This window comes from Acidithiobacillus thiooxidans ATCC 19377 (assembly GCF_009662475.1).
Classification (GTDB): domain Bacteria; phylum Pseudomonadota; class Gammaproteobacteria; order Acidithiobacillales; family Acidithiobacillaceae; genus Acidithiobacillus; species Acidithiobacillus thiooxidans.
Map to the genome: position 1 here is coordinate 1,880,577 of NZ_CP045571.1, position 25,059 is coordinate 1,905,635.

Here is a 25,059-nt window from a genome sequence, read left to right on the forward strand (position 1 = left end):
ACTTGCCTCAGGCGGGACGCCGGGTCTTGCGCTGTCCACGTTCCAGAGGAATCACATTATTTACCAGCGAAGTGGCAGCACGGTACGTCCACTGCCATTGATATCCCTCGGGCATATGCGCCTGCAGTGCCGCCAGGGCTTCTTCACTCGCCACAAAACTTAAGCTTTCCGGAACTTTTAACAGCACCTGCAGGTCATTGTCCACCGGTAAACGCAGGAGCAGACGCACAGAGCCCGGATATTGCTGAAGCCAGTCACGCAAAAGCTCGGGAGCCAGCGACTCACCCTGAGGAATTTCCACGGTCAATTGTGTTGCCAACTCATCACGAGCCCGCTGGCGATCCAGCACCCGCAGGGCGCTGAGTCGCAGACCACCGGAATAGCTGTCTTCGCCGACCTCACCCAGGACCAGCACGGGTTCTTCCCCTTCTCCGATTTTTCCCGCCTGGGCCCAGACTTCGGCAAATACCACGACCTCCAGACGCCCTACACCATCATCCAGGGTCAGAAAATAAATACGATCGCCCCTTTTGGTACGGGTGCTGCGCCGCGCCACCACCAATCCGGCAACCAACATAACGGTTCCCACCACAATATTGCTCAACGGCTGCACACCCAGCTCGGCGAGTTCCACACGGAGATCATCCATGGGATGACCACTGAAATAAAAGCCCAGGGTTTCCCGTTCCTGACGCAGTATTTCTGTGGATGTCCACAGCTCAGCATGACTAATAGGGGGGGCGACAGGTAATGCTTCCAGTCCGTCAAAAAGGGACTCCTGCAGACTGGCCTGGCTTTGCTGAAATTGGGCGGCTGCTTCAATGGCGCTTTCCAGAGAAGCCATCAGGTCCGCTCTGGACACCTGCCAGTCATCCATGGCGCCGGCCCGAATCAAGGCCTCCAGCGCGCGGCGATTGATTTTTTGGCTATCTACCCGACAAAGCAGGTCAAAGAGGCTCTGGAAAGGACCTTCTTTACGCGCTTCCAGAATACTATGAATCGCCGCCCGTCCCAGGCCCTTGATCGCCCCCAGACCAAAACGGATATCCTGCCTGCCTTCGGGTTTAAACTCCAGACCACTGCATTGCACGCTGGGCGGGGCAATGCGCAGGCCCATGCGTTGACATTCGGCGATCATCGCCACGACCTTGTCGGTATGGTCCATATCTGCAGTCAGAACCGCCGCCATGAAAAACTGGGGATAATGGGCCTTGAGATAAGCCGTCTGATAGGAAACCAGAGCGTAGGCCGCAGAATGGGATTTGTTGAAACCATATTCCGCAAATTTTTCCATCAGATCGAAGATAGCTCCTGCCTGATCGGGATGCAGGCCATTTTTATGTGCGCCCTCCAGAAAAATACTGCGTTGTTTGGCCATTTCTTCGGGTTTTTTCTTGCCCATGGCGCGGCGCAGCAAATCGGCACCCCCCAGGGAATAGCCTGCCAGGACCTGCGCCGATTGCATGACCTGCTCCTGATAAACAATAACGCCGTAGGTTTCCTTGAGGATGGGTTCGAGATTGGCGTGCAAATAACTGACCTGGGCCTTGCCATGCTTGCGAGCAATAAAATCGTCCACCATGCCCGACTGCAAAGGACCGGGACGAAACAGGGCCACCAGGGCGACAATATCCTCAAAAGTATCGGGTTGCAGACGCCGCACCAGATCACGCATGCCCGATGATTCCAGCTGAAACACGGCCACGGTTTCCGTGGATTTCAGCAGTGCAAAAGTGTCTGGATCATCGAGCGGGAGTTGCTGAATATCCAGGGGCGCAAGGTCCTCCGTGACGGCAGCGGCATTAATGAGTTTTACCGCCATATCAATAATGGTCAGGGTGCGCAGACCCAAAAAGTCGAATTTGACCAGACCCATTTTTTCGACATCATCCTTGTCGAGCTGGGTCACATTACCACCACCACCAGAACTGTCCGTAAATAGCGGTAAACGATCCGCCAGCGGCTCTGGAGAGATGACAACCCCCCCCGCATGGGTGGAGGCATGGCGCGGCAACCCTTCCAGACGCAAGGCAATATCCAGAAGATCGCGTACGTCGTCTTCTTCGGTCTGGCGGCGCCGCAACTCTTCGGATTCTTCCAGGGCTTTGGCCAGGGTCATGCCCAAATCACCGGGCACCAGCTTGGCGAGCTGGTCCACAAACCCGTAGGGCAGTCCCAGCACCCGGCCAACGTCCCGGACTACCGCCCGCGCCTTCATGGTTCCAAAGGTAATGATCTGACCAACCCGTTCGCGGCCATATTTTTCAGCGACATACTGAATGACCCGGTCGCGCTGATCCATACAGAAATCCACGTCAAAATCGGGCATGGAAACCCGTTCAGGATTCAGAAAGCGTTCAAAAAGCAGGCCATTGCTGATCGGATCGAGGTCGGTAATCCCCAGGGCATAGGCCACCAGAGAACCGGCGCCCGAACCACGTCCGGGTCCGACTGGAACCCCGTTATTCTTGGCCCATTGGATAAAGTCCGCCACAATCAGAAAATAACCGGGGAAACCCATTTGCTGGATCACCCCCACTTCACGCAGCAGGCGTTCATGGTAAGGCAAGCTGCCTTCAGCCCGAATCCCCAGGGCATTCAGACGCACCTGCAACCCTTTCTGAGCCGCTTCATGCAGATATTCATCCACAGACTGACCCTCAGGAATGGGATAATCCGGCAAGGCGTATTGGCCCAGCACCAACTCCAGATTACAGCGTTTGGCAATTTCTACCGTGTTGTCACAAGCTTCGGGTAAATCCGCAAAAAGTGTCCGCATTTCCTCTGGATCCGGTAAACGGTGTTCGGCGGTAAATCGTCGCGGCCGACGTGGATCATCCAGGGTCAGCCCTGCAGAAATGCATTGACGGGCATCAAAAGCGGCAAAATCGGCGGCATCCAGAAAATGGGCATTATTGGTAGCCACCACCGGCAAATCCAGCTTTTCGGCCAGCCCGAGGGTTGCTTGCAGCAGACTTTCCTGATCTTTTTCGCCATTCCGTTGCAGTTCCAGATAAAAGCGTTCGGGAAACCAGTCTGCATAGCGTTTTGCCAACAGTTCAGCCTGCGCATGATCGCGGCGCAGCAAAGCCCGACCGATTTCACCCTGCCCCGCTGCGGAAAGGGCAATTAATCCATCACTGGCCTGCTGCAACCATCCGGCGGCAATTTGCGGGCGGCCCTGCTGATGTCCCTCCAGATAGGCGCGACTCAACAGACGGCTGAGATTGGCGTAACCGGTTTTGTTCATGCACAACAAAATCAGGCTGGCGGGGCGATCTGCATCGCCCTCATCGTGGACCCAGATTTCACTCCCGATCAGTGGTTTCACGCCCTGACTGCGGGCGGCGTTATAAAACTTCACCAGAGCAAAAAGATTACCGTGATCCGTAATCGCCACTGCCGGCATATTTTTTTCGGCACAGCGCTTGGCCAGCGCCTTGACCGGAATAATGCCATCCTCCAGCGAATATTCGGAATGCACATGAAGATGGACAAAAGTCGGTTCACTCACTGCTTTGCCTCCCAGGCTTGATCCACCGGACCAAAACCACGTCGATGCAGCGGACAAGGTCCATATCGCTGTAATGCCTGCATATGGACTGCGGTTCCATAACCCATGTGCCGGGCCAAGCCATAATGCGGATAATAAGCATCCAATACCTGCATGGTCTGATCTCTCGCCACCTTGGCGAGAATACTGGCCGCTGCAATAGCATCTACCCGACCATCACCGCCCACCAGAGTCTCAACCTGCCAGCCCGGCGGTGACTGGTTACCATCCACAACAACAAGCTCCGGACGCACTGGCAGGGCAGCAATAGCCCGGGACATGGCCCGTAAAGAGGCCTGTAAAATATTGTAGCGCTCAATTTCCCACACTGCCGCCCAGCTCAACGACCAGGCCCGCGCTTCCTGCCGAATTCTGGCAGCCCATTGCAAGCGAGCCTTGGCGGTCATTTTCTTGGAGTCATTCAGGCCGTACAGAGGTTCACGCAAAATCACCACCGCCGCAATGACCGGCCCCGCCAGCGGACCACGACCGGCTTCATCCACACCCGCGCACGAGGGGCCCCAGTGTTCCAAAACCGGAGATCTTCTGGCTGTACTCATTCTCAATTATTCATGCCACTTGCCATTTCTAGATTTACCAGTCATAAAAGCATTTTCCGCAAAACCTGTTGCAACGCCTCTGCGGAATCCCCCTGCAACAAGTCACGTATCTGCTTCAGGCGCTGAACTTGTTTATGACCGGCATCGGTAAACAAGGGTAACAGAGCTGCAGCGACTTGTCCGGGTTTAAAGGCATCCTGCAAAAACTCCGGATAAACAGACTCCTTGAGTAAAATATTGGGCATGGCCACAAAAGGGGTTTTAACCAGGCGCCGCGCAAAAGCGTAGGTCAGCGCATTCAGGGCATAAACCACTACCGCCGGACGTTCCATCAGTGCGGTTTCCAGGGTCGCCGTTCCGGAAGCCACCAGTACCACATTGGCGGCTGACAGTACCGTGCGGGTTTGGGCAATAACCACCAGAGCATCACAGGGGCCTGCTCCCTGTTCCCACTGATGCTTCCAGGCCGACGCCAGTTCATCACGAGCCAGAGCCACGACAATTTTCAACCGGGGCATCTGCTCGCGCAGCAAACTTGCGGTTTGCGCATAACGGCGGGAAAGTTTTTCCAGCTCACCACGCCGGCTGCCGGGCAGCAAGGCGAGCACCTGATCATCCGCCGCGAACCCCAGAGCCGCCCGAGCAGTCAAACGATCAGGTGCAGCAGTAGTCTGTGCCAGCAAAGGATGGGCCAGAACCTGCACCGGAACACCGGCTTCGGCATAAATGGGAACTTCGAAGGGAAAAAGCACCAGCATTTGATCAACAATCTGCTTGATTTGATGAATGCGCTGCCCGCGCCAGGCCCAAATCTGCGGCCCCACCACATAAAGAACGCGAATGCCCAGTGCCTTGGCAGCCTTGGCAATGCGCATATTGAATGCTGGGTGATCAATCAGAATGACACAAGTGGGCCTTTCATTTTTCAGGTGCGATACAACCTGATGATACAGTCGGCGTAGCGCCCCATAATGGCGCAGCACCTCAACCAGACCGATGATGGCAAGTGGTTCCCCGTCGGCAATATTTTCAACGCCGGCGGTCTGCAAACGCGAACCCACTACTCCTGACCAATGTAAATCCAGACCAGCAGCAGTCGCATTTTCCATGATTTCCAGTCCGAGATTTTCTCCGGAACGCTCTACAGCAAGGATAAATACCTTGCCCAACGCTTTAATCCTTCAGCGTGCGGCGAATCACCTCTGCCACCCGGGCAACCTGCGCCTCTTGCAGCTCGGGAAACATGGGCAAGGACAAAACCCGCTCGGCCAGATTGTCCGCTACTGGACAATGGCCTTGAGGCTGATCACCAAACATTTTCTGGCGATGGCCGGGAATGGGGTAGTAAATGGCGCTGGCAATCTGCTCAGCCTGCAAGGCGGCTTTTACCGCATCCCGACCTTCCAGCTGAATCGTATATTGGTGGTATACATGCTGATAAGCTTCTGGTGCATGGGGTAACTGCAGATCCAGGCCCGCCAGATGCTCGGCATACCAGGCAGCAGCCCGCTGACGACCCGCATTAAAAATAGAAAGATGCGGAAATTCCGTGCGCAAAATCAATGCCTGCATTTCATCCAGACGACTGTTATAACCCAGTACATCATGATGATAAGTCTGCCATGAACCATGATTGCGCAAGCCCCTTAATTGTTTTTCCAGTTCCGGATCATTGGTCACCACCATGCCGCCATCACCAGCACCGCCAAGATTTTTGCTGGGGAAAAAGGAAAAACAGCCGATATCACCAAAGCTTCCCACCGCACGCCCATGAATACTGGCCCCAATAGCCTGAGCACAATCTTCAATGACCTTCAGATGATACTGTTGCGCCAAAGACATGATAGCGGGCATATCGGCAGGCAGGCCATAAAGATGCACTGGAATAATGGCTTTTGTGCGGTCGGTGATGGCCGCTTCAACAAGTGACGCGGTCAGCACATAATTTTGCGGGTCCACGTCTACAAAGACCGGCTTTGCCCCCACGTAAAGGACCGCTTCTGCCGTAGCAATAAAGGTGAAGGTAGGCACAATGACTTCATCCCCCGGCCCAATCCCCAAAGCACGCAGAGCCAGCAACAATGCATCTGTTCCCGACGCACAGCCTACCCCATGGGCTACGCCACAAAGTTGGGCCACATCTTGTTCCAGAGCACGACCGTGTTCACCGAGAATAAAACCCGCCTGATCCAGAATTTTTCCCAATCCGGCAAGAATTTCTTCACGCAGTGGCTGAAAATGCGCGCGCAAATCGACCATGGGAATGGCTGTACTATAACTCATGTATTGATATCCTGTTTAGAAATTCATTCACTGGGTCTGGCCCATCCCTCATCGGGAAAGAAAACCATCCACCGCCTTGCGTACTTGCAGTGCTGCCGCCAATACCCGGCGACCCGCCATACCATCACAAAATACCGGAGATTGACGCAGCACCGCACCCAGAAAATCTTCAATTTCTGCGGCCAGGGCATCGGTTTTAGCCAAATTGACGGCTTCATCCCGAACACCGGGAATACCTGGCACGGCGCCTTCTCCGCGATGGTAAATGTGCAGGGTATTCTGGATAAAATCCACAGAAGCGTAACGGTCCTGCCAGAAAATCCGCAAGCGCCGGGCCGGTTCGCGAACCACCCGGGAGGCCGCAAGGTTCGCCACGGTACCGTTACTGAGAGTAATCCAGGCATTGGCCATGTCGGCCTTGTCGGTCACCGCAGCAACGCCTACCGCGCGCACATCAACAGGTTCGGCCTCGGTCAACAATAAAGTCAGATCAAGATCATGAATCATGAGATCCATGATGACATCAATATCCAGAGAACGGGGCTTGAACGGTGCCAGACGCTCTGCCTCCAGGTAACGCGGGGCGCCATAACCCGCCTGACGCAAATAGCGAATGGCTGGATGCACTCTTTTGATATGCCCCACAGCCAGAACCAGTTGACGTTCCTGAGCCAGGGCAATCAGGGCGTCTGCTTCCGGAATATCCAGCGTGAACGGCTTTTCAACCAGGCAATGCACTCCCGCACGCAGTGCTTCTTCAGCAACCTCATGATGGGTTGAAGTTGGGGTCGCTATGGATATGGCCTCTACTGAAGCCAGCAGCTCAGGAATACTGGCAAAAGCCCGACAGCCCAGTTCCCGGGCCACTTCAGCAGCACGATCGGGATTGGCGTCATAAATGCCTTGCAGATCGGACAAATTGGCATATTTCTGGGCATGAAAACGACCCAGATGACCCACACCGATCACGGCTGTTTTGAGATTTTTCATGGTCGGGTAATTCCGCGCTTGCTGTTCTGGATGAAGTCCAGCAAATGGGCGATTTCCGGGGCATCAAGACCGCGCTGGCGCACCTCTTCCATAGCATCATCCAGTCGTTGCCCGGAACGGAACAAAATCCTGTAAGCGCGTTTGATTTGCAAAATGGTCTCGCGGGAAATGCCACGCCGAGCCAGACCACGCACATTAATTCCATGAAGACTGGCATGGTTCCCGGCAGCCATCATATAAGGTGGAATATCCAAAGGTGCCATGGTCCCCCCACCCAAAATGGCATGTGAACCTATGCGTGCAAATTGATGTACGGCAGAAAGGCCGCCCAGAATGGCATGATCTTCAATGCAGACATGTCCGGCCAGAGTCGCCGCATTGGCCATCACCACCTGATCGCCGATGCGGCAGTCATGCGCCACATGACAATAGGCCATGAGCAGATTATGGCTACCAATCCGCGTAACACCGCCCCCCTTTACCGTGCCGCGATTCACCGTCACGAATTCCCGCAAGGTATTGTGCGAACCGATTTCCAGTGCCGTAGGTTCGCCCTGGTAACCTAGATCCTGAGGAGCTGTCCCCACTGAAGCAAACTGAAAAATATGATTATGGCTGCCTATCCTGGTCGGACCTTCCAGTACCGCATGCGCACCGATCTGACAATGAGCGCCCAGCTCGACGTGAGCACCAATCACTGCGTAAGGACCAATTTTACAATCGGCACCCACAATAGCACCTGAATCAACAATGGCCGTAGGGTGAATATCCCTAGTCATGGAGCGGTTTCCCGAAGTGTCGCCATCAACAGGGCCGAAGCCACCTCATGACCATCCACCAATGCCTGGGTTTCCATTTGCCACATTCCCGAGCGACGCCGGCTGACGTTAGCCAGCAGTTCCAGGCGATCGCCTGGAGTGACCGGTTTGCGAAAGCGGGCTTTATCAATACCGGCAAAATACACAGCAGCATTTTCACCATATTTATCTTCCGAAACAAAAGCCAGTAGAGCAGCAGCCTGGGCCAGGGCTTCAATAATCAAAACCCCTGGCATGACGGGCATAGCCGGAAAATGTCCCTGAAAAAAGGGCTCATTTATAGTGACATTTTTGATCGCACGCAATGATTTCCCTACTTCCACATGCAGCACACGGTCCACCAGCAAAAAAGGATAGCGATGCGGTAATCGCTTCATAATATCCTGAATATTCAGTTCACTCTCCATGAAATGGCTCTCCGTCAGTTGATGCTTGGTGCGCAGAATTTTTTTCCAGATTTTTTACCCGCCGAAATAAGGTATCCAGCCCGTCAAAGCGGGCAACAATGCGCCGCCATCGCGTAATTTCATGGGCAGGGACCACTCCCGAATAAACCCCCGGGCTGCGTAACGAATGGGTAATAGCACTTTGTCCGGCAATCACGCAGTTATCCGCTATTTCAACATGGCCGGTAATGCCAACCTGCCCGCCAATCCGGCAATGGCTGCCAATACGGGTACTGCCTGCTATTCCCGTTTGGCCGGCAATAACGGTATGCGCGCCTATTTGTACATTATGGCCGATTTGTACCAGATTATCGATCTTGACCCCGTCGGCAAGGATCGTATCGGTCAGAACACCACGATCAATACAGGTATTGGCACCTATCTCCACATCATTGCCAATCAGTACCCCGCCTATCTGGGGAATTTTCAGATATTTTCCGTTTTCTTCCGCAAACCCAAAACCATCGGCACCAATGACCGCACCCGCGTGGACAACACACCGTTCGCCAATGCGGCAACCAGAGTAGATTTTCGCACCCGGATAAACATGGGTGCCCGCCCCTATCTGAACGTCAGCGCCCACAAATACCCCTGCCTCAAGCCAAACTCGGGCCGCGATCTGTGCCCCCGCCTCCACCTTGACGAAAGCATCCATGCGTACCTCAGGATGGATCTGTACATTCCGATCCAGTTGAGCGCTGTGATGAATACCCGGTTCAGATCGGGCCACAGGAAACAGGTACTGCATGGTTTTAGCAAAAGCCGCATAGGGGTTTTTGACAACAATGCAGTGCCCAGAAAAATCATCAGCAAATTCAGAACTGAGGATAACAGCACCAGCCTGACTGGACTGCAAACAGCTGCGCAGGCTGCTCGCCTGGAAAAAAGTAATATCCCCAGCCTCGGCAGTATCCAGAGGTGCCATGCCGGTAATCAGATATTCCGCATCACCGCGTACTTCTCCAGCAATGTGTTGTGCCAGATCCTGAAGGCGATGTGCGCTGGCTGCCCTCATTATTTTTTACCTGTGGACTTTGCCGCACTTATCGTGCTGTTCATCGCTGCCACCACCTGCCCGGTTAAATCAATGGCACCACTGACATATAACACCGACTTGTCATTGAGAATGACCGTATAATGCCCGGCACGGCCAATTTGACTGACCACTTTGACCAGTTGGGTCTGAATATTCTTGAGGATCTGATTGCGTTGATAGTTGAGCGTATCCTGAGCCTGGCGCTGAAATTGCTGAAGACTGAGAATCATGCTTTGCAATTGAGCTTCGCGATCCTGTCGCTGGGCATTACTCAAATGTGGAAAATCTTTTTCCAGCGATTTCTGAAAAGCATCTATCTGTTGGCGCTTTGCTTCTATTTCCTTTTGCTTCGCCTCCACCTGCTTATTGAGGTTCGCCGCGCCAACCTGCGCTTCCGGAAGCTCGCGCAGGGCTTTATCAAGATCGACAAAGCCAATTTTCATGGGATCCGCCAAGGCTATCCCGGCAAACAGCAACAAACCCAGACCCAGAAGTAACTGACGCATCATACCCATCTCACCGGGGCATCAGAAGTTATTACCCACAGTGAACTGCAGGGGTTGGGTAAGGTCTCCCGGCTTTTTGTCCAGAGGAATTGCCAGAGACAGACGCAGAGGCCCGAGAGGACTGATCCACAGAAAGCCTACGCCAGCTGTTGTCCGCATCTCACCCAGACTGGGGAAATAACTCGTACTGTTCGCACCGCCGAGATAAGACTGCACCCCATAAACCCAACCGCTGGCGGCAAACAGAGACATCCGGAAATTATGGTTATCTTCCAGACCTGGTAACGGAAAGTACAAACTGGCGTTAAACAATAATTCTCGTGTGCCTCCGACGGGATAACCATCAATTTGTTCGCCCAGGGAATATGTCTGGTAACCCGGCAAGGTCGTGGGGCCACCCAAATAGTAGTTATTAAAGAAAGGAACTGGTTTGCCACCATAACCGTTTATGAAACCATATCGCCCGCTGAGCCCGCCGGTTAACCAGGAGGTAATGGGATGATAATAGTCAGCCTTGACTTCGGCCTTGTACCATTTCAGTTTTCCCGGAGGAACAGCCGCTTTCAGATCCAGGCTGCCATAAAACCCCTTGGTCGGAAATATGGGCGAGTTGCGGCTGTCATAAACGAGGCTATTACCTACAGTGACAGCGCTGGCCGTATTCCCGAAAGTATTTACGTAAGAATTATAAATTTGCGTGCTGTCTGAAGTCAGATTAATAGTTGTATTACTGTAGCCCAAGGACATATAGTCATAGACATACTGCATGATGGGTATGCCCAGCGTACCCGTAGCGCCATAGTCAATTTCCTGATAGGGCGCAACAGCAAGGCTGGAAAGATTGGTATCATTCCGATAAAGATTAACACCCAGACTGATACCATCCGGAGTAAAATAAGGATCAGTATAAGATAGGTTGAATGCTGTGCCCAAACCGCCCACGTTGGCCGAAAAAGACAGCGCATTTCCAGTACCCATGAAATTGTTCTGGCTGATGGAACCATTGAACAAAATACCCTGCGCATTGGAGTAACCCACACCCAGGCTAAAACTGCCAGTTGGCCGCTCACTGACATGCACATCCAGATTCATCTGATCAGGATGACCGGGAACCGGAACCGTTTTAGTATCGATTTTATCGTAAAAACCGGTCTGCTGGAGCCGCTCCTTGGAACGCCTGATCTGCGCACCATTATAAAGAGATCCTTCCATCTGCCTGAACTGACGCCGGACTACATAGTCACGACTGCGATCATTGCCGGTAATTTCAATGCGGCGAATGTATACTTTGCGCCCTGGGTCCACTTCAAAATTCAGTGCTACCTCGCGGGTTTTTTCATCTACCGTCGGCACCGGTGTGGTATTGGCAAAAGCATAGCCCAGATCACCCAGCTTGTTGGCAATGGCACTGTTAGTGTCGTTGATTTTTGCCCGGGAAAACACTTCGCCGGGATGGATTTCAACCAGTTTTTCCAGCTCTGGCTTGGGAATCACCAGATTCCCCGTCAAATTCACCGACTTCACATGATAAACCGGTCCTTCATGCACATTGACCGTAATATAGACAAAACGACGATCTGGTGTGACCTGTACCTGATTGGATTCAATATCAAAATTCAGATAGCCGCGATCCAGATAGAAATTGTGCAGGGCTTCCAGGCCCTTCATCAATTTTTCCTGAGAGTAACGATCATTTTTAGTAAAAAATGAAAAGGCGTCAGGGGCACCAATATCGAAAAGGCCACGCAAACGACTTTCACTGAAAGCGTGATTGCCGACTATGGTCACCTGCTTGATAGTAGCCTGCTCTCCCTCGTTGGCATCCAGATAAATAGCTACGCGGTTACGTGGGAGTTTATCCACCTTGGCATGAATTTTCGCATTATAATAACCCATGCCCTCATACTGCTGCTGCAGCCCATGTACGACCTCGTCAAGCAGGGACTGATTGAAAATATGGCGGTCCACCAGACCGATGCCTTTCAGGGTTCCTTCCACTTCTTTTTTGGAAAAGGCCTTGATGCCGTGCGTCTTGATGCTGGCAATGATCGGACGTTCCTGGACGACCACCAGCAAATTGTCATCCGAGCGGGCGATAGTTACGTCCTTGAAAAAACCAGTAGAGTACAGATCTTTAATCGCCTGCTGCGCTTTCTGGTCATCTACTTCTTCCCCGATATGGATGGGCAGGTAGTTATAGACCGTTCCAGGAGCAATGTGCTGCAATCCTCTTATCTCTATGTTTTTAACAGTGAAGGGTGTAAATGCCCAGGCTGGAGCCGTCCAAACGGCCGCCAAACAGGCAATACCCGAGGCAAGAACCAGAGGCGAAGGTGAAGTCAGGCTGAATTTTTTCACGGAGTCATCAATCTCGTAATATCGTTGTAGAAAGCGAAGGACATCAGCATCAGAAGCAGCACTATACCGATCTGTTGGGCTTTTTGCACCACCGCCGGCGAAAGCGGCTTACCTCGTACCATTTCCAGGGCGTAAAACACCAGATGACCACCATCGAGTATGGGAATAGGGAGCAAATTCAGGACCCCCAAACTGATGCTAACCAAAGCCAGAAAGGACAGAAAGGGCGCCACGCCCGCCTGAGCCGACTGCCCCGCATATTCGGCAATGCTAATAGGCCCGCTGATATTATCCGGCGAAACAAAACCCTGCACCATCCGAACCATCATCTCCACCGTCATCCAGGACATCTGCCAGGTACTGTGCGCACCATAGATCAAGCCCTCAAGCGGCCCCCGCTGGCGTATAACGATGAGATCCTTGGGCAGGGGCGCCATGACAATACCGATCCTGCCAATCGCTTTACCCGCCTTGTCGAGAAACATTTGTGGTTTGATCTGAATGGTTTTACTGATCCCCGCAGCCGTCCGGTAAGTCATCTCCATCGTTTTGTCTGGATGCGATTCAATGTGACGGGCCAGACTCTCCCAGCTCGGGACAGGATGATGATTAATGCCGGTAATACGATCACCGGCAACCAGTCCTGCCTGAGCGGCCGGACTTTTGGCTTCGACCGCTCCCACAGTTGCTGGCAGGTAAGGCTCCATTCCGATGATCTTACCAACAAAGTCCGGCCCCACCGAATCTGCCTTCAGGCTTTGCAAAGGCAGAGTATGTGTTGACAACCTGCCCTGCTCGGTAGTCTCAAGGTGTGCGGGCACCCGGGCAATGGCCGCCGACAACAAACCCATACGCATGTCTTCCCAGGTATATACCTGCTGACCGTTCAGGGAGGTAATGCGTTGACCCGGCTGCAAATGGGCCTGAGCGGCCAGAGAATGATCATTCACCAGACCAACAATGGGAGCCAGCCCGGGAATGCCAATCCAGGCAACTCCGGCATAAGCAATGATGGCGAAAAGGAGATTGGCAGCAGGGCCAGCCAGGGCAATGAGAAAGCGTTTACCGGGAGCCAGTTGCTCAAAAGTCCGGGTACGGTCTTCAGGCATTACTTCTTCACCGGCCTGTTCACCGAGCATTTTGACGTAACCACCCAAAGGTAACGCAGCGATGACATATTCGGTGCGATCCTTGCCCCAGCGCCGACTGATCAAAGCAGGACCAAAGCCGATGCTGAATTTCAGCACCTTCACGCCCATGAATTTGGCGACCCAGAAATGTCCGGATTCATGAATCAGCACCAGAATGCCAATTGCGAGAATAAAAGCGCCTATGGTTTCGAGTATGTGCACAGTAGCCCGAAATCAGGCCAAAGCAGATTCAGCGTAACGGCGCAGATGCTTGCCAGCTATCACTCTGGCCTGCTGATCAATCGCCAGAACGGCTTCCAGTTCATCCGGTGCGGCAGGTTGCAAATCGGCCAGGGTACTTTCCACAACAGCAGCAATCCGGGCAAAAGGTAAAGCCTCGTCCAGAAAAGCCTGAACCGCTACTTCATTGGCAGCATTGAGGACAGTAGCTGCAGCACCACCCGCTTTAAGGGCAGAAAAAGCCAAAGCCAGACAAGGGAAGCGTTGCAGGTCAGGGACTTCAAATTGCAAATCTGCGGTCTTGGCCAGATCCAGTGAGGACACCCCACTTTCGATGCGCTCCGGGTAAGCCAGGGCATGAGCAATGGGCGTACGCATGTCCGGATTGCCCAGCTGGGCCAACACCGACCCGTCTACGTACTCTACCATGGAATGGATAATACTTTGGGGGTGGATGAGTACATCAATTTGTTCTGCCGGAAGATTAAACAACCAATGGGCTTCAATCACTTCGAGCCCCTTGTTCATCATCGTCGCAGAATCTACAGAAATTTTCCGGCCCATCACCCAGTTAGGGTGCGCACAGGCCTGATCTGGAGTCACTCCCGCGAGACGCTCCAAAGGCCAGGTCCGGAAAGGACCGCCAGAAGCCGTCAAGAGGATGCGGCGCACCCCTCGGCCATCGGCAAAGCACTGGAAAACGGCATTATGCTCACTATCAATAGGCAGCAGGGTCACCTGACACGCCCGCACCCGGTCCATAAACAGCTTGCCCGCCATCACCAGACATTCCTTGTTGGCCAGGTATACCTTTTTGCCGGCTTCCACCGCAGCCAGAGTAGGCAAAAGACCAGCTGCTCCGACTATTGCGGCCATTACCTCGTCAACACCGTCCATACGGGCAACGGCTGCCAATGCCTCGGGACCACTTTCCACATTTATTTGTTTTAGACCGGCATCACGTAACAGCACCCGGAGTTCTTGCGCTGCTTCGGGTGCTGCCATGACGACCTGCTCAGGTTGATGGATTTTGCAGAGTGCCAGCATCTCCGCAACACGATAATTACCCGTTAAGGCCACCACCCGGAATACATCGGAATGGCGTGAAAGCACGTCCAGGGTGCTTTTCCCAATGGAGCCCGTGGCTCCGAGTATGCAGATGCCTCTTGTCATTTCCACCAACCCAGATAGTAAATCCCGGCTACAAAAACCGGGATACCCGCGCTGATACTGTCCAGACGGTCAAGCAAACCACCGTGCCCCGGCAGTAATTGACCGCTATCCTTACGATCTGCGCGGCGTTTGAGATAACTTTCTGCCAGGTCACCAATGACTGCAAATATTGCTGTCACCACTCCCAGCAAAGCCCCTGAGCATAATACGAGAGGGTGAGCCCCCAGCCAGATCCATGCGCCCAGTGTGCCCACAATGGCGCTGGCAAGCAAGCCACCCAGGAGGCCTTCCCAGGTTTTGCCCGGACTGACCCGTGGGATCAGCCGCCGCCGGCCCCATAGTTTCCCAAAAGTCATGGCACCTACATCTCCTGCGCTGATTATCAAAATCACCCACAAAAGTTGATGGGGGGACTGACGCTGAAGTTGCGAGGCAAACCAGAAAGCTGGCAAAAAAGCTGGCAAAAGCATAAAACCCGTAAACGGACGCTGCCAAATTGAAGCTCTATCTAGCATGCTGGGTGACACAGCAAGCATCAGCACCGCCCATAATAACCATGCGGCTACCGAAATATCTGCCAACATGGGGCCGATCAGATTATTCAACCAGAGCGGCAACAGCAAAAGAACCGCCAGTACCAGCCCCAGCAGTAAGGCAAATGGCCTGGAGAACAGGCTGAGACGACCCCATTCCTGTCCGGCAAACAGGGCGAGCAGCATTAAAAAAACCAGAAAAACCGGAGAGGAAGCCTGAAAAATCAGGACAAAAACCAGCAGCAACAAAAAGGCGGCGGTGATCAGTCGCTGACGGAGCAATCGCCCTCCAGAACCTGATCACCAGTACGTCCAAAACGTCTTTGCCGATGTGCAAAAGAATGTAGTGCATGTTCCAGGGAAGCGCGATCGAAATCCGGCCAGAGCGTATCAGTAAAATAGAATTCTGTGTACGCCAGTTGCCAGATCAGAAAATTACTGATGCGTTCTTCCCCACCCGTACGAATCAACAAATCCGGCTCGGGGCCATCGGCAAGGCTTAAATGCCGGGCAATATCCTGCTCGTCGAGCTCTTGCAGATTCAAATCTGCAGACTGAAGCGCAGCAATTGCCGCGCGTGTAGCCTGGGCAATATCCCAACGTCCACCGTAATTCACTGCGAGGTTGAGTTGCAAACGGGTATTATTTTGGGTGAGACTTTCTGCTTCTTCAATGAGCTGAAGAATATCCCGCTCCAGCGCGCTGCGATCACCGATAATTCGTAAACGCACACCGTTTTCATGCAACTTGCGGGCTTCCCGCTTCAGGAGCAAGCGGAACAGATTCATGAGCAGACGCACCTCCAAAGGAGGCCGCCGCCAATTTTCAGTGCTAAACGCAAAGAGAGTAAGATGGGGAATATTCAAGTCTACACACGACTGAACCATCTCCCGGACGACTTCCGCTCCTCGTCGATGACCGGCTACACGGGGTAAATGTTGCCGATACGCCCAGCGGCCATTGCCATCCATAATGACTGCGACATGCTGCGGAAGCGAACGCGCTCCTGATCCATATGCTGCCATCATCCTGCTCAGACCTCCATGAGGTCAGCTTCTTTGGCCTCCACCACGGCATCGACTTCATCCACAAAGCGATCAGTCAGCTTCTGAAAAGCCTCTTCTGCCTGACGTTCTTCGTCTTCGGAAATGACTTTTTGCTTATGGATGTCCTTGACCTGAGAAATACTGTCACGACGGATATTACGAATGGCTACTCGGGCACCTTCGCCTTCCTGTCTGACCACTTTCACCATTTCCTTGCGCCGCTCTTCTGAAAGTGCCGGCAGAGGTACACGAATATTGTCCGAACCAGCCACCGGATTAAGTCCCAGCCCGGCATCGCGAATGGCTTTATCAATTTTTGGGATCAGATTTTTTTCCCAGGGTGTCACCACCAAAGAGCGGGCATCGGCTACGGAAACCGAGGCCACCTGGGCCAATGGAGTGGGAGCATTGTAATAATCAATCATCACATGATCCAGCAAGCCAGCACTGGCGCGACCGGTACGCAGACGCGTCAACTCCCCCTTAAGGGATTCGATGCTTTTTTTCATCCGGGTTTCGGCGTCTTTTTTGATTTCCTGAATACTCATGGAACCTCTCTACGCACCGAGGTGCCTTCTTCTTCACCCAGCATTACCCGCATCAATGCGCCGGATTTGTTGATGGAAAAAACGATGATGGGCATGTCATTATCACGACAGAGGGTAATTGCTGTCGCATCCATCACCTGAAGATTCTGCTCCAGAACCTGATTGTAAGACAGTTCACGGTAACGCATAGCCTCGGGGTGAGTGACTGGATCATCCGTATATACGCCATCCACCTTGGTTCCTTTCAGAACCAGCTCGGCATTGATTTCTACAGCCCGCAAACTGGCGGCTGTATCCGTGGTAAAAAAAGGATTACCTGTGCCAGCACCAAAAATCACTACCCGACCTTTTTCCAGATGACGAATGGCACGCCTACGGATATAGGGTTCAGCGACCTGCTCTATATGCAGGGCGGAAAGTACCCGCGTCGGCAGGCCTAAATGCTCCAGGGCATCCTGAACCGCAAGAGCATTCATTACTGTCGCCAGCATCCCCATATAATCAGCAGTAGCACGGTCCATACCCTCGGCTGCCTTGGCCATCCCCCGGAAAATATTGCCACCACCAATGACAATGGCGACCTGCACACCAGACGAGACCACATCCTTGATTTCACGAGCCATACGGCGTACGACCTCGCGGTCGACGCCATACTGCCCATCCCCCATCAATGCCTCCCCACTGAGTTTCAGGAGAACACGTGAGTACCGGGGAGCGGTCATTCAGGACCCCCGGACTTGCGCCATTACTTCGCTGGCGAAGTCTGCCGTGGGTGCTTTTTCGATACCTTCACCCACCTCAAAACGGATGAATTCGACGACTTCCACTCCCGGAAAGCCCTTGACCAACTGCCCTACGCTTTTATCCGGATCTTTCACAAAAGGCTGCCCGGTCAGCGCAATTTCGTTGACCAGCTTGTTAAGCCGGCCGGATATCATTTTTTCGACGATATCAGCAGGCTTTCCACTATCAGCGGCCTGGGCGACCAGAATATCCTTTTCCCGGGCCAGACGTTCTGCAGAGACCTGATCAGGACGAACCACTTCCGGCCGGGCTGCAGCCACATGCATGGCCACATCCTTACCGAGTTCTTCTGTAGCCGCCTGACCTTCCAGCGCCACTATCACCCCGATGCGGCTGCCATGTATATAGGCTCCAACCACGCCTTCCTTAACCTGCAAGTGCTGCAAACGCCGCAAACTGATGTTTTCACCCAGCTTGCTGACCAGGGTCTTGCGCCGCTCTTCAATGGTCGCATCCGCCACCAGCGCCTCTATTTGTTTCAGACCCTGTTGCAGAGCCTGCCCGGCACAATCCTTGGCCAAGGCCAGAAAATCCTCATTCTTGGCCACAAAATCGGTCTCGCAGTTCACTTCCAGCACCACGCCCTGCTTCTGGTCTGCACTCAGCGCAGTAACAATGACGCCCTCCGCCGCTACCCGGCTGGCCTTCTTGTCGGCCTTGGCCAGACCACGGGTGCGCAGCAGATCAATGGCCGCTTCCATATCTCCGTCCGCTTCCGTCAGAACGGTTTTGCATTCCATCATGCCAGCGCCGGTGCGCTCACGCAGTTCTTTAACCTGTTGTGCACTGATAGCCATGTAAACTCCTTGGTTATGTGGTGAATGCGTTAATCGGCGTCAATTTCAATGGTTTCTTCGTCCACTTCGACGAATTCATCCAGCAAATCCGCTGCACCACCCTGCCGACCGGCCAAAATGGCATCGGCCACCAGCGAAGCATAAAGTCGGATAGCACGGGTAGCATCGTCATTACCCGGAATAGGATAATCAATCAGCAATGGATCACAATTACTATCGACCACACCAATAACCGGAATGCCCAACTTGCGCGCTTCCAGCACCGCAATATTTTCATGACCCACATCAATCACAAAAATAGCATCGGGCAGACCATTCATTTCCTTGATGCCACCAAGACTGCGCTCCAGTTTGTCACGCTCACGCGACAGAGTCAGACCTTCTTTTTTGGTCAGCTTTTCGAGAGTGCCATCGGCTGTCATCTGGTCCAACTCGTCCAGACGACGAATAGACTGACGAATGGTTTTAAAGTTGGTCAGGGTCCCACCAAGCCAGCGTTGATTGACAAAAAAAGCGCCACAACGACGGGCTTCCTGCTCTACAGCTTCACGCGCCTGGCGTTTGGTTCCCACAAAAAGAACCCGACCGTGTTTGCGCGACACCTGCTCAATAAAAGCCAGCGCGCTACGCAGCATGGGTAAAGTATGTTCAAGATTGATAATGTGAATGCGGTTGCGCTCACCAAACAGGTAAGGGGCCATTTTGGGATGCCAGTAACGGGCTTGATGACCAAAGTGCACGCCGGCTTCCAGCAGGGCACGCATGCTTACATTGCTGCTCATAGAGATTTCTCCAGTTTTCATAGGGTTAAGATCCACCACGCGGCCGAGAATTCCATCCTTGCGGACACCCGGAAATCCTCTCAGGCTACGTGTGCGTATTAGGGCAAAGCCCAGCGCGTTTTACCACAGGTTACCCCACTAGAGCAAGACTGGAACGCGCACTGGGGCCAGGTCGGCTGCAAGCAGTCGTGCTAAGTACCGGTTTTGGATTTATTCCCGCGATGCCAAAACCAGTAAAGCAAAGCACCCACAAACAGCAGCAGCAACAAAATGATTTGCACTTGACGTACACCATTCAGCAGGCCTTGCAATGAAGCCCCGAGAACATAACCGATACCGGCGATGACGCCGGCCCAGACAGCAGCAGCCAGTGGATTCATGACTAGATAGCGCCGGGGTGGATAATGATGCACACCCAGGAGTATCGGGGTAATGGTTCGGGTCCCATAAATAAAGCGAAACAGCAGCGTCACCCAATCGCCGAAGCGCCTAATCAATCCCTCTGCCTGAGCAACATGGCGCTTGAGAAAATTGGGAAGCCAGTCGAGAATCCGTTCTCCATAGCGCGAACCTACCTGATACAGAACCTGATCATTAATCGTGCTACCCAGCCAGGAAACGGCAATGACCACGGGTAAATCCAGCACGCCGGCATGGGCAAGGGCCCCGGCAACAATGACTACCGCCTCACCTTCCAGCAGGGTCCCGATAAACAGTATCCAGTACCCATACTGGCGGAGAAATTCCTTGATAACGCTCAGAGTAACCGGTTGCAGATGCAGCCAGTGCAACAACGGATTCAGAAATTCGATGGGAACGCCCTCTTACCAATGGAGATGAAAATCAGGAGCCGTATTTTCCTGTTCCTGCTCAAGATCCGCAAAAAGCAGGGGCATTTTATCCTTGTAATGATCAGGCAGTGACAGACGCAGGACTTTGTCCTCCACTTGCAAGGCGGGTGCAGTACCCGAAATTTGTGCGCCGCGATGGAAAACAATAGCAAGTCGCAGTAGCACAGCCAAACGCTGAACAGCGAGCAAATCTTCAGCCGCAATACCCAAGGTAGAATAGAACTGCAGATGCGGAAGCCGTTTGCGCTGGGTGCGCAGCAATGCTGCCACAACGCCCTGCTCCCTGCGGGAAAATCCCGCCAAATCGGCATTGCGCCAGATATATTCGCCATGCTTGTGAAAGCCGGAATGGGCAATATCCAGCCCAATATCATGGGTTAACGCCGCCCACTGCAGCCATTGCCGATGAGCACCATGCAAAGACCAGTTGGCCATCGCTGCCGTAAAAAACTGATCCGCCCAGGCTGCCACCCCACGATTGCGCCTGGTTTGACTGTGAAAGCGTTCCTGGAGACTGTGAATACTGAGTTCGCGGGTATCTTCCTGGTGAATCCGGCCGAGCAGGTCATAAATGGCACCTTCCCGCAACGCCCCCTCTGAAAAACGCATTTCCTGAATATTCAAGGCTTCGAACAAGGCGTAAAGAATCATGAATCCACCCGCAAATACAGCGGCACGATCCGACTTCAAACCTTTCAGACGGGACAAGGCCCGCACCGATCCCAACTGCAGGATTTGCTCCCGCAACCAGTACATCCCGTTGCGGGTAATACGACTACCCTGACCATTCTCGACCAGAATCCGGTTTATGGCTTTGACTGTCCCTGAAGAACCTACTGCCTGATCCCAGCCATGGCCGGTAAATTCATCCAGCATTGGCTCTACCGCCATGCGCACTTTTTTTTCAAGCCGTTCGCAGGACTCAGTGGTGATCAGATCATCCGGGAAAAAGGCGCGGCTGGAACCTACGCATCCAAAGTGAAGGCTCTCACGATTATTCGGTACAAATCCCTGACCCACAATAAGTTCGGTACTGCCACCCCCAATATCAATCACCAGGCGGCGTTCATCCGCATCTACCGCCAGGCTGTGGGCGACCCCCAGATAGACCAGTCGCGCTTCTTCCCGACCGGCAACAATTTCCAGAGGAAAACCCAGAGTGGATTCAATAGCCTGCACAAACCCCTCGGCGGCACTAGCCTGGCGCAACGTGTTGGTACCAATAATGCGGACCCGCTCGGGACGAATACCACGAAGGCGCTGACCAAAACGTGCCAGACAATCCAGTGCGCGCTTCTCGACGGCCGGATCCAGAGTGGCATCCTCGCGCAAACCTTCGGCAAGACGCACGCCTTCTCGCAGGCGGTCGAGCAAGCGAATTTCTGAACCCAGCTCTTCCGCCACTACCATATGAAAAGAATTGGAACCGAGATCCACTGCTGCCAAATAATTTTCCAATACTGCAGTGGTCACGGGTTCCGACATGATTATTTCCCCTGAAGGCTTTGCTCTACCTGATCCAGGGGAAGATGCCGGACATTTTTGCCCTTGGCAAGATAAATCACATACTCACAAATATTGCGGGCATGGTCGCCAATACGCTCTATGGCTTTAGCAATAAACAGGGCATCAATGGCTGGAGTGATGGTGCGTGGATCTTCCATCATGTAGGTAATCAGACGACGCAGCGCAGACCGGTACTCCTGATTGAGAATCTCGTCCCCCTTGGCAATGGCAATGGCCTGTTCAGCGTCTGCCCGAGCCAGGGCATCCATGGCGCGCCGCAGCATATTCAGCGCATAGTCTGCCATGACGCCCACATCACGTAAAAAGGCCGGGTTGGAATTACGCGTCCCATGCCCCATGGCCAACACCATATCCGCAATCTTGCTGGCCTTGTCACCCATGCGCTCGAGATCGGCAATACTTTTGATGAGCGTCATGACCAGACGTAAGTCCGAGGCCGCCGGCTGGCGCATTGCGAGGATATTGATACATTCCTCTTCAATCCGTACTTCATAACCATTGACTTCATGATCCCGGGCTACCACTTCGCGGGCCAGGTCATTGTCACCAGTCTGCAGCGCGCGAATGGCATTGCTGATTTGTTCTTCAACCACCCCACCCATCGCCAGAACCAGCTCATGAACTTCGTTCAAATCATCATTGAAGCGCTGGGAAATATGCTGATCTTTATCCATGTTCAGTTCTCCTTAACCATAACGACCCGTGATGTAATCTTCCGTCTGCTTCTTGGCCGGATTGGTAAATAATTGGTTGGTCTGACCAAATTCTACCATTTCACCAATATACATAAAGGCGGTGTAATCAGACACGCGCGCGGCCTGTTGCATATTGTGGGTCACAATGAGAATGGTGAACTGATTGCGCAATTCGCTGACCAGTTCCTCAATTTTCAGGGTAGCTATCGGGTCGAGAGCAGAAGTCGGTTCGTCCAGCAAAATCACTTCGGGTTTTACCGCAACGGCGCGGGCAATACACAAACGTTGCTGTTGTCCTCCGGAAAGACCCAAACCACTGGTCTTGAGTTTATCTTTGACCTCATCCCAGAGAGCGGCCTGACGCAGGGCTTCTTCCACGCGCTCATCCATTTCCACCTTGCGAAGTTTTTCATAGAGCTTGATGCCAAAGGCGATATTATCGTATATCGACATCGGGAAAGGCGTCGGCTTTTGAAACACCATGCCAATTTTGGCACGCAACATATTGACGTCCATATTGGGGGAAAGAATATTTTCGCCATCCAGCAACACCTCACCGGTAGCGCGTTGCCCGGGATAAAGTGAATACATGCGGTTAAATACCCGTAGCAAGGTCGACTTGCCACAACCCGAAGGGCCGATAAACGCGGTGACCTGTTTCTCCGGCATCTCCAGATTGATATCCTTGAGGGATTTATTGCTGCCATAGTAAAAATCCAGGTGGCGAACAGCAATTTTGGTATTATGAAGTTCCGACATTAACGCGGGCTCCTGTCTTTAATAAGAAAACGTGATCCAAGGCTCAAAACCAACACGGCTAGGGTCGCCATTAACGCACCCGCCGGGGCAAGATTTTGCCACTCATGATAAGGCCTCATGGCAAACTTAAATATTTTCGGCAGCACACTGAGCCGACGTGTCTTGTATGCATTTTTAATTTTCATATTGGTGCGCAACCTTCCGGTATGAAGCCTACAGCATAGACAACCTACAATAGCAGAGTTTTATTACCGTTTTATGACACATTTTCACCGCTGACAGCACTACGCGCTAGAGACAAGGGAAACAGTGCGGTAAATACCGCTCCCTGACCAATTTCGCTATGTACTTCCAAATGTCCCTGATAGCGTTCTACTGCATGGCGAACAATGGCAAGTCCCAGACCTGTACCTCCCATCCTCCGGGATCTTCCCTTATCCACCCGATAAAAACGTTCCGTAATTCTTTGCAGATGTTCGGTAGCAATCCCATCTCCGGTATCCTGCACCGTCAGCCTGAGACCATCGGGACCACGGCCCCAGCTTATGCTGATGCTGCGCCCGGCGGGGGTGTACTTGATTGCATTTTCTAGGAGATTACGGACGATACTGGTCAAGTCTACCTGCTCCGCAAAAATACCCAGAGTCTCGTCCAGGTGCTTGTGAATTTTCAGTCTTTTTTCGGATATATTGGGCTTGAGCGTGTCCAGCACGCCCTCGATCAATGCACTGAAAATGATCGTATCACAGCGCTCTGGTTCGGCTTCGGCCGCCTCCATACGCGCCAGAGAGAGCAAATCCTCCACCAGGGATTGCATCCGCAGGGTTTGCTGCTCCATCAAATGCAACTGGCTGCCTACTTCTTCGTCTTCGGCCAGCGGACCATCCAGCAGGTTTTCCAGGAAGCCCCGCACAACAGTCAACGGACTGCGCAGCTCGTGGGAGACGTTGGCCACAAAATCCTGGCGTACCTGCTCCAGTTGGCGAATACGGGTCACATCCCGAAAAATCACCAAGGCTCCGGCATCAGCCAAAGGATAACGCACGCCCTCCAAAAACAACTGGGCATCTGATGGAGCAGCCAGTTGCAAACTTGAAGGGCCCTCACCGCTTAAAAATGCCCGCAGATTGGGGGTACGCAACCAGAAGGCCAGGGGTTTGCCAACATCATCCGGCCATTGCAGTTGCAAGAGGCGAATACCTGAAGGATTCACCCAGACCAACTGACCGCGCTCATCCATGAGCACTACCACGTCTGGCATTGCCTGGAGCGCATCGCGCAGCTGAAGAATCTGGGCACTTAACTGACGTTGTCGGGCCTCCTGGTCCCGCCGCCAGTGATAACCGTCGGCAAACGTTTCCTCCCAGAGCCCTCCAGCGAGGGGGGGAAGATGAGTATCGGGATTACGGAACCAGGCACTGAAACTTTGGGATTGTTGCCGATGCCAGGCAACCCAGATCGCCAGAATCAAGGCGATGATCACGGGAGGTAAATAAGACCAGGCACGTAAACTGTCTGCGGCCAGAAAAAGGGGTATCAGGGCCCATACGGCCAGCGGATAAAACCAGGCGCGTAAGGTTTTCACAAAAATAAAAATATATTCTTCAAAAAGTTAGGCGATGCC

Annotated in this window: 23 protein-coding genes; all 23 read right to left on the reverse strand. The window is 53.1% G+C overall.

Going from position 1 to position 25,059, the window contains the following annotated elements; all coding sequences use genetic code 11:
• Positions 1 to 7: 7 nt before the first annotated feature.
• A complete protein-coding gene (gene dnaE / locus GCD22_RS09930; RefSeq protein WP_031572110.1) occupies positions 8 to 3,514 on the reverse strand; it encodes a DNA polymerase III subunit alpha in 3,507 nt (1,168 codons plus the stop codon).
• The gene (locus GCD22_RS09935) at positions 3,511 to 4,113 is read right to left on the reverse strand and encodes a ribonuclease HII (RefSeq protein ID WP_081577387.1); all 603 of its coding nucleotides are present in this window, start codon (positions 4,111 to 4,113) and stop codon (positions 3,511 to 3,513) included. The genes dnaE and GCD22_RS09935 overlap by 4 nt, the downstream gene beginning before the upstream one ends.
• Positions 4,114 to 4,154: 41 nt before the next feature.
• Positions 4,155 to 5,282 carry a lipid-A-disaccharide synthase gene (gene lpxB / locus GCD22_RS09940; protein ID WP_031572112.1) on the reverse strand — a complete coding sequence of 376 codons (1,128 nt, stop codon included), beginning with the start codon at positions 5,280 to 5,282 and terminating at the stop codon, positions 4,155 to 4,157.
• A 4-nt stretch (positions 5,283 to 5,286) separates the two neighbouring features.
• Complete coding sequence (locus tag GCD22_RS09945) at positions 5,287 to 6,396, reverse strand: DegT/DnrJ/EryC1/StrS family aminotransferase (protein ID WP_031572113.1); 1,110 nt, start codon at positions 6,394 to 6,396, stop codon at positions 5,287 to 5,289.
• Between the two features lie 48 nt (positions 6,397 to 6,444).
• A complete protein-coding gene (locus GCD22_RS09950) occupies positions 6,445 to 7,386 on the reverse strand; it encodes a Gfo/Idh/MocA family protein (RefSeq protein ID WP_024893487.1) in 942 nt (313 codons plus the stop codon).
• Positions 7,383 to 8,165, reverse strand: a complete 783-nt coding sequence (gene lpxA / locus GCD22_RS09955; RefSeq protein WP_024893488.1) for an acyl-ACP--UDP-N-acetylglucosamine O-acyltransferase — start codon at positions 8,163 to 8,165, stop codon at positions 7,383 to 7,385. The genes GCD22_RS09950 and lpxA overlap by 4 nt, the downstream gene beginning before the upstream one ends.
• Positions 8,162 to 8,611 carry a 3-hydroxyacyl-ACP dehydratase FabZ gene (gene fabZ, locus GCD22_RS09960; protein WP_024893489.1) on the reverse strand — a complete coding sequence of 150 codons (450 nt, stop codon included), beginning with the start codon at positions 8,609 to 8,611 and terminating at the stop codon, positions 8,162 to 8,164. Before fabZ ends, lpxA begins: the two co-directional genes overlap by 4 nt.
• Positions 8,601 to 9,665, reverse strand: coding sequence for a UDP-3-O-(3-hydroxymyristoyl)glucosamine N-acyltransferase (gene lpxD / locus GCD22_RS09965; protein WP_024893490.1), 1,065 nt, complete (start codon positions 9,663 to 9,665; stop codon positions 8,601 to 8,603). Before lpxD ends, fabZ begins: the two co-directional genes overlap by 11 nt.
• The gene (locus tag GCD22_RS09970) at positions 9,665 to 10,195 is read right to left on the reverse strand and encodes an OmpH/Skp family outer membrane protein (RefSeq protein ID WP_024893491.1); all 531 of its coding nucleotides are present in this window, start codon (positions 10,193 to 10,195) and stop codon (positions 9,665 to 9,667) included. Before GCD22_RS09970 ends, lpxD begins: the two co-directional genes overlap by 1 nt.
• A gap of 18 nt (positions 10,196 to 10,213) precedes the next feature.
• Entirely contained in the window at positions 10,214 to 12,550 is a 2,337-nt protein-coding gene (bamA, locus tag GCD22_RS09975; RefSeq protein WP_010638802.1) for an outer membrane protein assembly factor BamA, read from the reverse strand.
• The gene (gene rseP / locus GCD22_RS09980) at positions 12,547 to 13,902 is read right to left on the reverse strand and encodes an RIP metalloprotease RseP (RefSeq protein ID WP_031572114.1); all 1,356 of its coding nucleotides are present in this window, start codon (positions 13,900 to 13,902) and stop codon (positions 12,547 to 12,549) included. The genes bamA and rseP overlap by 4 nt, the downstream gene beginning before the upstream one ends.
• Before the next feature lie 12 nt (positions 13,903 to 13,914).
• Positions 13,915 to 15,093, reverse strand: a complete 1,179-nt coding sequence (ispC, locus tag GCD22_RS09985) for a 1-deoxy-D-xylulose-5-phosphate reductoisomerase (RefSeq protein WP_024893493.1) — start codon at positions 15,091 to 15,093, stop codon at positions 13,915 to 13,917.
• Complete coding sequence (locus GCD22_RS09990) at positions 15,090 to 15,908, reverse strand: phosphatidate cytidylyltransferase (RefSeq protein ID WP_031572115.1); 819 nt, start codon at positions 15,906 to 15,908, stop codon at positions 15,090 to 15,092. Before GCD22_RS09990 ends, ispC begins: the two co-directional genes overlap by 4 nt.
• Positions 15,890 to 16,654: a polyprenyl diphosphate synthase gene (uppS, locus tag GCD22_RS09995; RefSeq protein WP_080707799.1), complete on the reverse strand. Its 765-nt coding sequence runs from the start codon at positions 16,652 to 16,654 to the stop codon at positions 15,890 to 15,892. The genes GCD22_RS09990 and uppS overlap by 19 nt, the downstream gene beginning before the upstream one ends.
• Before the next feature lie 5 nt (positions 16,655 to 16,659).
• Positions 16,660 to 17,220 (reverse strand): ribosome recycling factor, encoded by a 561-nt coding sequence (gene frr, locus GCD22_RS10000; RefSeq protein ID WP_031572117.1) that lies wholly within the window; start codon positions 17,218 to 17,220, stop codon positions 16,660 to 16,662.
• A complete protein-coding gene (gene pyrH, locus GCD22_RS10005; RefSeq protein ID WP_010638788.1) occupies positions 17,217 to 17,942 on the reverse strand; it encodes a UMP kinase in 726 nt (241 codons plus the stop codon). Before pyrH ends, frr begins: the two co-directional genes overlap by 4 nt.
• Positions 17,943 to 18,821 (reverse strand): translation elongation factor Ts, encoded by an 879-nt coding sequence (gene tsf, locus GCD22_RS10010; protein WP_031572118.1) that lies wholly within the window; start codon positions 18,819 to 18,821, stop codon positions 17,943 to 17,945.
• A gap of 29 nt (positions 18,822 to 18,850) precedes the next feature.
• The gene (gene rpsB, locus GCD22_RS10015; RefSeq protein WP_010638784.1) at positions 18,851 to 19,603 is read right to left on the reverse strand and encodes a 30S ribosomal protein S2; all 753 of its coding nucleotides are present in this window, start codon (positions 19,601 to 19,603) and stop codon (positions 18,851 to 18,853) included.
• 191 nt (positions 19,604 to 19,794) lie between these two features.
• Positions 19,795 to 20,394, reverse strand: a complete 600-nt coding sequence (locus GCD22_RS10020; protein ID WP_010638782.1) for a DedA family protein — start codon at positions 20,392 to 20,394, stop codon at positions 19,795 to 19,797.
• A 33-nt stretch (positions 20,395 to 20,427) separates the two neighbouring features.
• Positions 20,428 to 21,939 (reverse strand): Ppx/GppA phosphatase family protein, encoded by a 1,512-nt coding sequence (locus GCD22_RS10025; RefSeq protein WP_024893498.1) that lies wholly within the window; start codon positions 21,937 to 21,939, stop codon positions 20,428 to 20,430.
• A gap of 2 nt (positions 21,940 to 21,941) precedes the next feature.
• Complete coding sequence (gene phoU / locus GCD22_RS10030) at positions 21,942 to 22,655, reverse strand: phosphate signaling complex protein PhoU (RefSeq protein ID WP_010638778.1); 714 nt, start codon at positions 22,653 to 22,655, stop codon at positions 21,942 to 21,944.
• A gap of 12 nt (positions 22,656 to 22,667) precedes the next feature.
• Positions 22,668 to 23,435, reverse strand: a complete 768-nt coding sequence (pstB, locus tag GCD22_RS10035; protein ID WP_024893499.1) for a phosphate ABC transporter ATP-binding protein PstB — start codon at positions 23,433 to 23,435, stop codon at positions 22,668 to 22,670.
• Between the two features lie 256 nt (positions 23,436 to 23,691).
• The gene (gene phoR / locus GCD22_RS10040; RefSeq protein WP_024893501.1) at positions 23,692 to 25,020 is read right to left on the reverse strand and encodes a phosphate regulon sensor histidine kinase PhoR; all 1,329 of its coding nucleotides are present in this window, start codon (positions 25,018 to 25,020) and stop codon (positions 23,692 to 23,694) included.
• Positions 25,021 to 25,059: the final 39 nt, after the last annotated feature.

Excerpts from the sequence above, each read along its gene's own strand:
- uppS (WP_080707799.1), bottom strand. The coding sequence starts at position 16,654 with ATGATGGCAGCATATGGATCAGGAGCGCGTTCGCTTCCGCAGCATGTC.
- frr (WP_031572117.1), bottom strand. The coding sequence starts at position 17,220 with ATGAGTATTCAGGAAATCAAAAAAGACGCCGAAACCCGGATGAAAAAA.
- tsf (WP_031572118.1), bottom strand. The coding sequence starts at position 18,821 with ATGGCTATCAGTGCACAACAGGTTAAAGAACTGCGTGAGCGCACCGGC.
- lpxD (WP_024893490.1), bottom strand. The coding sequence starts at position 9,665 with ATGAGGGCAGCCAGCGCACATCGCCTTCAGGATCTGGCACAACACATT.
- lpxA (WP_024893488.1), bottom strand. The coding sequence starts at position 8,165 with ATGACTAGGGATATTCACCCTACGGCCATTGTTGATTCAGGTGCTATT.
- GCD22_RS09945 (WP_031572113.1), bottom strand. The coding sequence starts at position 6,396 with ATGAGTTATAGTACAGCCATTCCCATGGTCGATTTGCGCGCGCATTTT.
- rpsB (WP_010638784.1), bottom strand. The coding sequence starts at position 19,603 with ATGAGCAGCAATGTAAGCATGCGTGCCCTGCTGGAAGCCGGCGTGCAC.
- phoU (WP_010638778.1), bottom strand. The coding sequence starts at position 22,655 with ATGGATAAAGATCAGCATATTTCCCAGCGCTTCAATGATGATTTGAAC.
- ispC (WP_024893493.1), bottom strand. The coding sequence starts at position 15,093 with ATGACAAGAGGCATCTGCATACTCGGAGCCACGGGCTCCATTGGGAAA.
- GCD22_RS10025 (WP_024893498.1), bottom strand. The coding sequence starts at position 21,939 with ATGTCGGAACCCGTGACCACTGCAGTATTGGAAAATTATTTGGCAGCA.
- GCD22_RS09970 (WP_024893491.1), bottom strand. The coding sequence starts at position 10,195 with ATGATGCGTCAGTTACTTCTGGGTCTGGGTTTGTTGCTGTTTGCCGGG.
- GCD22_RS09935 (WP_081577387.1), bottom strand. The coding sequence starts at position 4,113 with ATGAGTACAGCCAGAAGATCTCCGGTTTTGGAACACTGGGGCCCCTCG.
- pyrH (WP_010638788.1), bottom strand. The coding sequence starts at position 17,942 with ATGACCGCTCCCCGGTACTCACGTGTTCTCCTGAAACTCAGTGGGGAG.
- pstB (WP_024893499.1), bottom strand. The coding sequence starts at position 23,435 with ATGTCGGAACTTCATAATACCAAAATTGCTGTTCGCCACCTGGATTTT.
- GCD22_RS09950 (WP_024893487.1), bottom strand. The coding sequence starts at position 7,386 with ATGAAAAATCTCAAAACAGCCGTGATCGGTGTGGGTCATCTGGGTCGT.
- fabZ (WP_024893489.1), bottom strand. The coding sequence starts at position 8,611 with ATGGAGAGTGAACTGAATATTCAGGATATTATGAAGCGATTACCGCAT.